Annotated in this window: 9 protein-coding genes and 1 other RNA gene; 6 read left to right on the forward strand and 4 right to left on the reverse strand. The window is 69.7% G+C overall.

What is annotated here, in order from left to right; genetic code table 11:
- Window positions 1-139 precede the first annotated feature (139 nt).
- The 4 genes from ftsE to smpB all read left to right on the forward strand — a co-directional run bounded on the left by ftsE (window position 140) and on the right by smpB (window position 4,047).
- Window positions 140-1,021, forward strand: a complete 882-nt coding sequence (gene ftsE / locus ACXET9_RS12355) for a cell division ATP-binding protein FtsE (protein ID WP_457886921.1) — start codon at window positions 140-142, stop codon at window positions 1,019-1,021.
- Window positions 1,018-1,935, forward strand: coding sequence for a permease-like cell division protein FtsX (gene ftsX / locus ACXET9_RS12360; RefSeq protein ID WP_457886923.1), 918 nt, complete (start codon window positions 1,018-1,020; stop codon window positions 1,933-1,935). The genes ftsE and ftsX overlap by 4 nt, the downstream gene beginning before the upstream one ends.
- A 2-nt stretch (window positions 1,936-1,937) precedes the next feature.
- The gene (locus tag ACXET9_RS12365; protein WP_457886924.1) at window positions 1,938-3,326 is read left to right on the forward strand and encodes a murein hydrolase activator EnvC family protein; all 1,389 of its coding nucleotides are present in this window, start codon (window positions 1,938-1,940) and stop codon (window positions 3,324-3,326) included.
- Between the two features lie 220 nt (window positions 3,327-3,546).
- Window positions 3,547-4,047 carry an SsrA-binding protein SmpB gene (gene smpB / locus ACXET9_RS12370; protein WP_457886925.1) on the forward strand — a complete coding sequence of 167 codons (501 nt, stop codon included), beginning with the start codon at window positions 3,547-3,549 and terminating at the stop codon, window positions 4,045-4,047.
- 43 nt (window positions 4,048-4,090) lie between these two features.
- Here smpB and ACXET9_RS12375 read toward each other — a convergent pair whose 3' ends face one another.
- The gene (locus ACXET9_RS12375) at window positions 4,091-4,654 is read right to left on the reverse strand and encodes a hypothetical protein (protein ID WP_457886926.1); all 564 of its coding nucleotides are present in this window, start codon (window positions 4,652-4,654) and stop codon (window positions 4,091-4,093) included.
- A 315-nt stretch (window positions 4,655-4,969) separates the two neighbouring features.
- Here ACXET9_RS12375 and ssrA point away from each other — a divergent pair.
- Window positions 4,970-5,340, forward strand: a transfer-messenger RNA (tmRNA) gene (ssrA, locus tag ACXET9_RS12380).
- 143 nt (window positions 5,341-5,483) lie between these two features.
- Here ssrA and ACXET9_RS12385 read toward each other — a convergent pair.
- The 3 genes from ACXET9_RS12385 to ACXET9_RS12395 form a co-directional block, all read right to left on the reverse strand.
- Complete coding sequence (locus ACXET9_RS12385; protein ID WP_457886927.1) at window positions 5,484-5,678, reverse strand: hypothetical protein; 195 nt, start codon at window positions 5,676-5,678, stop codon at window positions 5,484-5,486.
- 195 nt (window positions 5,679-5,873) lie between these two features.
- The gene (locus ACXET9_RS12390; RefSeq protein ID WP_457886928.1) at window positions 5,874-7,913 is read right to left on the reverse strand and encodes a glycoside hydrolase family 3 protein; all 2,040 of its coding nucleotides are present in this window, start codon (window positions 7,911-7,913) and stop codon (window positions 5,874-5,876) included.
- Window positions 7,914-8,053: 140 nt separating this feature from the next.
- On the reverse strand, window positions 8,054-8,923 hold the full coding sequence (locus ACXET9_RS12395; protein ID WP_457886929.1) for a sugar phosphate isomerase/epimerase family protein: 870 nt from the start codon (window positions 8,921-8,923) through the stop codon (window positions 8,054-8,056).
- A gap of 379 nt (window positions 8,924-9,302) precedes the next feature.
- On the opposite strand from ACXET9_RS12395, the gene ACXET9_RS12400 reads away from it, so the two are divergent.
- Window positions 9,303-10,505, forward strand: coding sequence for a Gfo/Idh/MocA family protein (locus ACXET9_RS12400; RefSeq protein WP_457886930.1), 1,203 nt, complete (start codon window positions 9,303-9,305; stop codon window positions 10,503-10,505).
- Window positions 10,506-10,587 lie beyond the last annotated feature (82 nt).

Genomic DNA, 10,587 nt, shown 5'->3' on the forward strand with positions numbered 1-10,587 from the left:
GCGGTGCCGCCGCATGCGGGCGAGGCGTTCAGCGAGGTTTGACCAAGTCTTTGTCCGCCTCCCCGGGGTCGGATGCCCGTTCCGTCCCTGTCCAGGACCTACGCTGGACAGGCACCGTTCCCCGACGTGACAGGCACCCGTGATCCGCTTCGACTCCGTCACCAAGACGTATCTGCGCGGCCAGCACCCCGCAGTGGAGAATCTCGACATCGAGTTCGCCCGTGGGGAGTTCGTCTTCCTCGTAGGAGCCTCGGGCTCCGGGAAGTCCACGCTCATGCGGATGGTCCTCAAGGAGACCTCCCCGACCCGCGGCACCGTGTATGTGGCGGGCAAGGACCTTTCCCGCATCCCGTCGTGGAAGGTTCCGAGCCTGCGTCGTGACATCGGCATGGTCTTCCAGGACTTCCGCCTGCTCCCGTCGAAGACGGCCTACCAGAACATCGAGTTCGCGCTCGCCGTCATCGGCACGCCCCGCAAGGTGGTGCGCCGCCTGGTGCCCGAGATGCTCGAGATGGTCGGGCTCGAGGACAAGGGGCGGCGTCTTCCGCATGAGCTCTCCGGCGGCGAGCAGCAGCGTGTCGCCATCGCCCGCGCCTACGTGAACCGGCCCTCGATCCTCCTGGCCGACGAGCCCACGGGCAACCTCGATCCGGCGACGGCCGAGGGGATCCTCGAGCTCCTCAGCGAGATCAACGAGCGCGGGACCACCGTCGTCATGGCGACGCACGATCGCGCCGCCGTGGACCGCATGCGTCGGCGGGTGGTCGAGATGGTCGGCGGGAAGGTCGTGCGCGATGACGCCGAGGGCACGTACGCCACGGTCGCTCCCAGCAGCGTGATCTCCGGGAACCTGCCCGACGGCGAGGGGCATCCGGCCGACGAGCAGGATGCCGACGACGTCCTCGAGGAGGAGCTCATCGACGACCGCGAAGCCCGCGAGGACGAGGTCGATGCCTTCTCGGAGGAGGACGGCGCCTTCGGGGACGGCCCCTTCGACGCCGCGGGGAAGGACGACCGATGAGGGCGCGCTACATCCTCGGGGAGATCACCACCGGCCTGTGGCGGAACATCGCCATGGTCATCTCGGTGGTGATCGTGACCGCCGTGTCCCTGACCTTCGTGGGCGTCGGGCTCCTGATGCAGAAGCAGATCATGGACATGAAGTCCACGCTCGTCGAGCAGTCGCAGGTGACGATCTACATGTGCTCGCCGCATTCGACGGCGGCATCCTGCGCCGGCGGCACGGCGACCGATGCGCAGATCGAGTCCGTGCGCAGCGCCCTCGACGGGGACGTGCTCGCGCAGTACGTCGCCTCCTCCACGGAGCGTGATCAGGACGAGGCGCTCGCGATCTACCAGGACCAGTTCGCGGGCGAGGGCTTCGTCTCGAACTTCACGGCGGAGGACATGCCGGTGTCCTTCCACATCACTCTGCAGGACGCCGACGACTCCGCCGCCGTCGTCGAGTTCTTCCAGGGCCGCGACGGGGTGGACGAGGTCACCGACCTGCTGAGCACCTTCGCACCCTTCATCGATGTGCTGAACCAGTCCACGCTCGGCGCGCTCGGACTCGCCGTCCTGATGCTGGTGGCGGCCGCGCTGCTGGTCGCGACCACGATCCGCATGTCGGTCGCGAACCGTCGGCGCGAGATCGCGATCATGCGCCTCGTGGGCGCCTCGAACGTCTTCATCCGTGCGCCCTTCCTGCTCGAGGGCGCGGTCGCCGCGATCCTCGGCGGCCTCATCGCCTCGGGCATGCTGTGGCTGGGCGTGCACTATCTCGTCGAGGGATGGCTCGCCCCGACGCTCGGCGCGCAGCTGATCACCATCAGCGCGGCCGATCTGCTGTGGTGCGCCCCGATCCTCGTGGTCGCCGGGGCGGTCCTCGCGATCGGGTCCTCCGTCGTCTCGCTGAACCGCTATCTGAAGGTGTGAGCATGCCGAACGCCGTCCCCGGCTCCTCCGTGCCGATGCTCCGCGCCCGTCCGCTCGGCGCGGGCCCCGGTGCGCGCACCGCCGCCCTGCGCCGCGGGCTGTGCGCCCTGGCCGCCGTCTCGCTCACCCTCGTCCCCCTGCTCGCCGGTCCGATGCCGGGTGCTCTCGCCGACGGCGAGAAGGACCAGAAGATCGCCGAGCGCGCCTCGATCGACCAGCAGCTCGACGACCTCCGCATCGAGCTCGCCGACGTCAACGAGGATCTCGCGCAGACGTATCTCGACCTCGCGGAGACCGAGCTGCTGATCCCCGAGGCCCAGCAGGACCTCGAGGATGCCCAGGACGAGCTCGAAGCGGCGCGCGAGGAGGACCGCCAGGTCGGCGAGCGGCTCGAGAGCGCCCAGGAGGAGGAGGCCCAGCTCACCGAGGAGGTCGACTCCGGCCAGGACGAGGTCGACCGCTCCGACGAGGAGCTCGCCGAGATCGCGATCTCCGCCTACAAGGGATCGGGCACGCCCAATCCGGCCTCGGTGTACATCGGCTCCGAGAGCCCGCAGGCCACCGTCGACCGCACCATGAACTACAAGCTGACCCTCGCCTCCCAGGGCAGCCGCCTGGACCAGCTGCGCGAGGACCAGGCCGTCACCGAGAACTCCGCGGACCGCCTGGAGGCCGTCCGCGAGGAGATCGACGATCTCAAGCAGCAGGCCGAGGAGGCCGTCGTGCGCAAGGAGACCGCCGAGCAGGAGGCGGAGGACGCCAAGCAGGCCCTCGATGACCTCTATGCGCAGCAGCAGACCCAGCGCGACGACCTCGAGGCGAAGAAGACCGAGTACGAGGACCAGGAGACCTCGCTCGAGAACCAGGGGAACGAGCTCGACGACGAGATCGAGCGCCTCGCCGAGGCGGAGCGGGCGCGGCTGGAGAGGGAGGCGCAGAGCTCCTCGAGCTCCAGCGGCTCCAGCGGATCGAGCTCCGGGAACAGCGCCGGCACCAGGAGCGGCTGGATCCGTCCCGTCGGCGGCGTCATGAACTCGACCTTCGGTTGGCGCGTCCACCCGATCTACGGCACCCGCAAGTTCCATGCCGGCGACGACTTCCCGGTCGGCTGCGGGACCCCGGTCAAGGCGGCGCATTCGGGCACGGTCCTGCAGACCACCTACAACTCGTCCGCGGGCAACAAGCTGATCATGTCCAACGGCATCAACAACGGGCACGTCATCACGACCTCGTACCACCACCTGCAGGGCTTCGCGGTCTCGGCGGGCACCAAGGTCAACGCCGGCGACACCATCGCCTACGTCGGCACCACGGGCTCGTCGACCGGATGCCACCTGCACTTCGAGGTCCACGAGGACGGCACCGCCGTCGATCCCGCCGGCTACGTGTGATGCACGGCCGACGGCCTACGGCTGGCAACCGGCAGATGGCGGCTGGCGGGCGTCCCGGCGGCACGCACGAGCGTCGGCCTGGACATATTCGGTGGTCGCGGTCGGGACGACCGCGTAGGCTGGGACGTCGGCCCCGGCATCGGGGAAGGAACACCGTCCGCGGGGACGACCACCCCCTCGCGGAGGGCATGAGGCGCTCGGGCGCGGACAGGAGGATCCCATGGCGGCGAAGCAGGCGAAGAACCAGGCCAAGGACGAGGGTCCGCGCAAGCAGCTCATCGCGTCGAACAAGAAGGCGCGCCACGACTACCACATCGACCAGACGTGGGAGGCCGGCATCGTGCTGACCGGCACCGAGGTCAAGTCCCTGCGCGATCGCGGCGCTTCCCTCGTCGACGGCTTCTGCTACATCGAGGGCGGCGAGATGTGGATGGAGGCCGTGCACATCGCCCCCTACGTCAAGGGCACCTGGACGAACCACGCCGCCCGCCGCAAGCGCAAGCTCCTGCTGCACAAGCAGGAGATCGCCAAGCTCGCAGGGAAGACCCGCGAGAAGGGCTACACGATCGTCCCGCTGGAGATGTATTTCCTGGGTTCGCACGCGAAGGTCGTCATCGCCCTCGCCCGCGGCAAGAAGGAATGGGACAAGCGCCAGACGCTGCGCGAGCAGCAGGATCTGCGCGAGGCGCAGCGCGCCATGCGCCAGCGCGAGCTCATCTGACCCTTCGCCGCTCCTGCCGCCCCGACGGCTCCAGGCGGCGGCATCAGACGGCGCGTTCGATCCGGTCCAGGGTCTGATGGGCGGAGGCGAGCGCCTCCTCGTCGTCGGCCCCGAGGTGGGTGCGGATCGCGACGGCGCGCCGCGCATCCTCCAGCGCCCGTTCGAGGAGGGTTCTTGCCGCGTCGCCGCGGCCCTGCCCGGTGAGAGCCCCGGAGTGCTCGAGGCGGCTCTTCGCCCGGTGCTGGAACACCGACGCCAGCACCGTCAGCGAGGACGACGACGTCGGATCGCCGAAGCCGGTCTCCTCGGCGGCGAGGTCGAACTCCTCCTCGGCGGCGACGAACGCGCCCTGCCATTGCAGCACCTGGGCGTAGCGGGTGCGTCGCACCGCCCGCACGAGGGCCGGCAGCTCGGGGTCCGCGAGGGACGCGCGTCCGGCGATCGCCGCATCGTCGAGCCGGCCGAGGATCCGCAGATGCATGACGGCGCGGGGATCGTCGGGATGCTCGTCGCACCAGCGGCCGAGCGCCTCCGGGTCCGACGCCGTCTCGCGCAGCGTGTCGTCATCGATGGTGATCCGCACGCCGGCGGTCAGGTAGGCGACCATCCCGTCATCCTTCTCCGGGCCCCGTCCGCTGTCCACCGATCGTGACCTGCCCCCGCCCGCAGGGTCCGACGACGGTGCGACGAGGGCCCGACGACGGCCCGATGACCGTGCGACGACGGCGCGTTCCCGGCGGCTTCGCCCACAGCGGAGAGTATTCGCTGGTCGCCGTCGCGGAGTGGCGCTAGACTGGGACGACGCCGGAGCGATCCGGCACGTGGAAGGTCCGCCGGCGAGCGATGCCGGCGGTTGACAACAGAATCGTGAGCGCGACGGCGATCCTCGAGATCGCCACCACTGTGCTGCATTTCCACGCTCGGGGACGATCGGTTTCGACGGTAGTTGTCCAGCGAGGGGAAGCGGGCCGAGAATCCAGAGTCATCTCGTTAATGTCCTCTGGAAACCAATAAGTGCCGAATCCAAGCGCACTGACTTCGCTCTCGCTGCCTGATCAGCGTTAGCAGTCTGGAACCCCGGGGGTGCTCCTGACCCGGATCGTTCCATCATCAAAGGAGCCACTGCTGCCGTCCCTCGTCATCGGGGCCGGATGAACACCTCAGAGTGACTGAGTCTGTCGACGACGTGTCCGTGAGATCGTCGGGACTGAGAAAACGCCTTCACGGACTGCGCCCGGAGAAGCCCTGGCTCCGCACTATCGGACGCGGGTTCGATTCCCGCCGTCTCCACTCTCGCGCTCACCGGAAGAGGCCCCCTCACCTGCACAGATGTGCGGGGGAGGGGGCCTCTTCCACGCTCTGGACGCTCGGTGCGCACGCCTGAGCACACCGTGAGCACGGCCGCGCCGCTCGCGCAGATTTCGCCGCGAGCCCGCTCAGCGCGTCGTGGCCGATCGCTCCCCGGCCGATCGTTCCCCGACGGAGCGTTCGTCGGCCTGTTGCCGGCGCTCCTCATCGGCGCGCGCATCGCGGATCCCGTCGGCGACGCCGCGGCGGATCACCCAGTACAGGGTCAGGGCGATGACGGCGGCGAGCAGGCCGTAGATGATGAGGAGAACCAGGATGTCCATGGGGTCATCGTACGGATCCTCAAGAGGGGGACGGGCCCCGGCGCCACCGAGGAAGCGGCGGCGACGGGGCCCGGAGGCCGTGTACCCATGATGCCGCCGGCAACGCACGGCGACGCTGCGGGACGAGGAGGGGCGCCGCGGGCCGGCCGGGGCGTCGCGGACGACAGCGGGCGGCAGCCCGGAGCGCGGTGGGGGTCAGCCGTCGTAGGAGAGGCCGTGGCCGAGCTGCCAGCGGTTCCCGTCGGCGTCGACGTACACGTAGGGGCGGCCGTCCATGTGCTGCTCCTTCGCGTACCCGGGGACGTCGTTGGGGGAGGCGCAGATGCCGTCCTCGTCCACCGCGATGGCCTCCTCGGAGATCGGGAAGGTCAGCGGCAGGCGCCCGCTGGGGGAGAACTCGCCGAGGATGAGGTCGAAGAGCACCTCGGTGCGGGTGTCGAAGCCGGCGACGAAGGCGTCGGCGAGGGGCTCGAGGGTCCCGGGCAGCCAGGGCATGACGACGTTCAGCCCGACCACCAGGGTGTCGACGCTCTCGCGGATCGCCCGGATCTTCTCGATGTCGACGTGGGAGTGGTCGTCGATCGCGAGGTCCAGCAGCCCGATCGAGCGGAAGTAGTCGCCGGTGAACGGGTTCGCGAAGACCACGGCCACGTCGGCGTCGCGGTGATCGGTGGTGAAGGCGATCTGCGGATGCGCGGCCGCGAGGCGGGCACGCAGGCCGTCGAGCTTGCGGACGGTGAGGCCCTGCTCGAAGAGCTCCACGTAGACCTTCCGGCCCTCGAGCGCCGAGGCGCTCAGCGGCAGCACGGGCGCGTCGCCCTGCACGGGGTTCTTCAGCAGCACGGCGGACCGTCGGTGGGCCTCGAGGGCGGCGGCCTCGAACTCGGGGTTCGCGACGATCTCGTCGGCCTCCTGCGGATCGACGTAGGGGTTCTCGAACAGGCCCAGGCGGAACAGCTCGATGAGAAGCCGGCGCGCGGCGTCGTCGAGGCGCTCGGTGGTGATCAGGCCCTGCATGTAGGCGGTGCGGATCGAGCGCACGTCGTTCGTGTCGGCGATGATGTCGGTGCCGGCCATGATCGCTCGGCCCGCGCGCTCGGGCACGGACAGCTCCTCGACGCCCCAGGCCATCTTGTTGAGGATGCCGGAGTCGGAGTTGATGTAGCCGTCGTGGCCCATGGAGCGCAGGAGATCCAGGATCTCCTTGTTGAAGGCGAAGCCGACGGGCTCGAACTCCGTCACGGGACCCTGCGGGGTCGCGGACTTCTCGGCCGACGGGATCGCGTAGTACGGCATCACCGAGGAGGTGCCGGCGTCGATCGCGGCCTGGAAGGGCGGCAGGTGGTACTCCTCGAGGGAGCCGGGCGTGGGATACACGTTCCACTTGCCCTCCGCATAGTGCGGGTCGAAGCCGTTCTCGCGGGCGCCGCCGCCGGGGAAGTGCTTGGTGGTGAGGGCGACGCCCTCGGAGCACAGGCCGTCCTCGCCCTGGAAGCCGCGGACCACGGCGCTGATGGCGCGGGCGTTCGCCTGCGGGTCCTCGCCGAAGGTCCCGTAGGAGCGGAACCAGCGGGGATCGGTGACGGTGTCGGCCATGTACATGTAGCCCTTGCGCAGGCCCGAGGCGCGCCACTCCTGCCGGGAGCGCTCGGCGAAGTCGCGGATGAGCTCGTCGTCGCCCGTGGCGGCGAGGCCCAGGGTGCCGGGCCACTGCGTGAAGTCCTTGTCCTCCGGGGTGGAGCCCATCGCGAAGCCGCCGGCCTCGTTCTTCGAGTTCGCCGCGACGATGACGGGGATGCCCCAGCGGGTCGACTCGGCGACCTCCTGCATGGCGTTGACCCAGGTGGCGATGCGGGATCCCGTGGGGGTCTCGCGCATGATGAAGTGGCGCATGTGCAGCTCGGCGATCTGCTGGGTGGTGCCCTCGTAGGGGTCGCCGGCCGTGTTGTGCGGATCCATCTTGACCGGGTGGTACTGCTCGTCGAGAGCACCGTCATGGCTGGTCAGCTCGGGATCATGCTGCGAGATGCCCATGGAGCGGGAGTTGATGACCATCAGGCCGATCTTCTCCTCGGGGCTCATGCGCGCCACGAGGTCGGCGGCGCGCTCGGCGGGGGTGAGCCGCCAGTCCTCGTAGGGCGTGAGCTCGCCGTCGCCGTCGAGGTCACGGAAGCGCAGGCCGTCGACCTCGAGGACGGGGGCGAGACGGGACGAGATCGGGACCTGCTCGGTCATGACGGCTCCTTGCGGGTGAGGCGTTGGACGATGGTGCGGTGGTGCGTGCGGCCGACGGCGGTCGGCGGGTGCGGGCCGGGAGAGCCGGAGCGGCCGACGGTCCGCGCGGGTGCGCGGCGGCCGTCGGCCGCGATGCGGGGTCAGCCGGTGATGAGCTGCTCGAAGCCGATCTCGACGACATGGGCGCGGCTGATGGCGAGGGACTCGAAGATGTCGCGGCCGTAGGTCTGGTCCTGCTCGATCAGCAGGTGGGAGGCGCCGGAGGCGATGCCCTGCTCGATGACGGGCTTCCAGTCGAGGGTGCCCTCGCCGACCTCGCCGAACTGGACGATGTCGCCGCCCCAGAACTGGAAGAAGGGCTTCGGGTCGCCGGCGGCCATGGCCTCCAGCACCTCGGCCGGCGGCCAGGCGATGCGGAAGTCCTTGAGGTGCACGAGGTCCAGCACGCCGTCGAAGGAGGCGAGGGTGCGCTCGGGGTCGAGTCCGCCGCGGGCGACCCAGTGGCAGTCGATCTCGTAGCGGAGATGCGGGGCGAGCTCGCGCAGGTGCTCGAGCATCGTGCGCCCGTCGAACTTCGTGAACTCGATGTGGTGGTTGTGGTAGCTGAGGGAGACTCCCTGCGCGGCGAGGCGCTCGGCATAGCCGTCGGCCTCCGCGGCGAAGTCCCGGAAGGTGTCGACCGAGGCCATCGCCGAGAACGGCATCATGCCGATGCGGATCTTGTCGGTGCCCAGGCGCTGGGCGTGCTCGACGTGGAGGTCGAAGTCCTTCGCGAGGGTGAGGTCGTCGCTGTCGGCGGGGGCGGAGGTCTTGCCGGAGATCGCGGCGTACTCGATGCCGAGGTCGGTGCGGGCGGTCTCCATCGCCGCCACGTTCTCCTCGGTCATCGGGATCTGGGAGACCTCGACCACGGAGAATCCGCTGTCGCGGACCTTCTCGAGCACCGGCAGGACGCCCTGCTCGGCGATGTGGTCCTTGAGCATCATGAGCTGGATGCCGATGCGCGCCATGGTGAGTCCTCCTGGGATCGTCGTCTTCGTCGTCTTCGTCGTCGTGAGGATCGGAGTGCGCCCGCACCGGTCCGGGGACCGTGCTGCGCGTCGGTTCCCGGGGCGGTGGCCCGAGCGTCTGCCGCGGGTCTCCTCGGCCGGCGCTCCGGAAAGTGGGGCGCGGACCGTCGAGACCGTCTCCGACTGCACTCCGACACTAATGAGCGGGCGGGAGAGGAAACGAGGGTTGCCATGCATTGCCTGGGGCAACGCCCTGCAACCCGGGCGGAGTTGCGCAAAAAGACCGCAGGATCGGGGGACCGGATAATCGCGGTGCGGCGGGACGATTCGACGCTTCCCCGCGGCATCCGCCCACGACGTGAACCGAAAGGCGCAGACAATGACGACGACGTCCTCCCCGACCGCAGGCGAGCAGGAGCGCACCGTGCGACTGGGCATCATCGGCGCGGGCACGCAGGGCTCCGCCTACGCCCGCTTCATCAGCGAGGGGCTCGTGCCGCACATGAGCATCGGGGCGTTCGCCGACACCGACCCCGCCGCTCTCGAGCGCGCCCGCGAGAACCACCCCGGCGTGCCGACCTATGCGACGGCCGAGGAGCTCCTCGCCTCCGACGACATCGACGCGATCATCACCACGATCCCGCACTACGACCACCCGGCGGTGGCGATCGCGGCGATCGAAGCGGGCATCCCGACCCTCGTCGAGAAGCCCGCCGCGGTGCACACCCGCCAGGTCAAGCGCATGAACGAGGTCGCCGCCGCGCACCCCGAGGTGCCCTTCGCGATCATGTTCAACCAGCGCAACAACCCGCTGTACCAGAAGATCAAGGCGATCGTCGACAGCGGGGACATCGGCGAGATCCTCCGCTCGACCTGGATCATCACCACCTGGTGGCGCCCGCAGGGCTACTACGACCAGTCCGCATGGCGCGCCACCTGGGGCGGCGAGGGCGGCGGCGTCCTGGTGAACCAGGCCCCCCACCAGCTGGACCTGTGGCAGTGGATCTGCGGGGTCCCCGAGAAGGTCTTCGCGAAGGCCGCCTTCGGGTTCCGCCGTGCGATCGCCGTCGAGGACGAGGTCACCGCGCTCGTCGACTACGGCGACGGCCGCACGGGCACGTTCATCACCGCGACCCACGACATGAAAGGCACCGACCGCTTCGAGATCCTCGGCACCGCCGGCAAGATCATCGTCGAGGGCTCGAAGACCGCGACCGTGCACCGCTACGCGAAGCCGGAGAAGGAGGTCTCGGACTCGGTCGACATCGAGGGCGCACGCAAGCTCATGTCCGGCGACACGGCCGTGCTCGACGGGCTCGTGACCACCGAGACCATCGAGGACTCCTCCCCGTGGGGCGCCCAGCACTCCGGCGTCCTGGAGAACTTCGCCCGCCACGTGCTCTTCGGCGAGGACCTGCTCGCCCCCGGCTCCGACGGCATCGCCGGCGTGCGCCTGGCCAACGCCATCCACCTCTCCGCATGGACCGGCCGCGAGGTCCCGCTGGAGTTCGACGAGGACGAGTACCTCGCCGAGCTCAACAAGCGAATCGCCGCCGAGGGCACCTTCCCCCAGCAGTCCTGATCCGTCGACGGCCCGACGGCCCGACGGCCCGACGGCCCGACGGCCCGACGGCCCGACGGCCCGACGGCCTGACGGCCGCCGG

This window comes from Brachybacterium netajii (SeqCode), assembly GCF_054114245.1.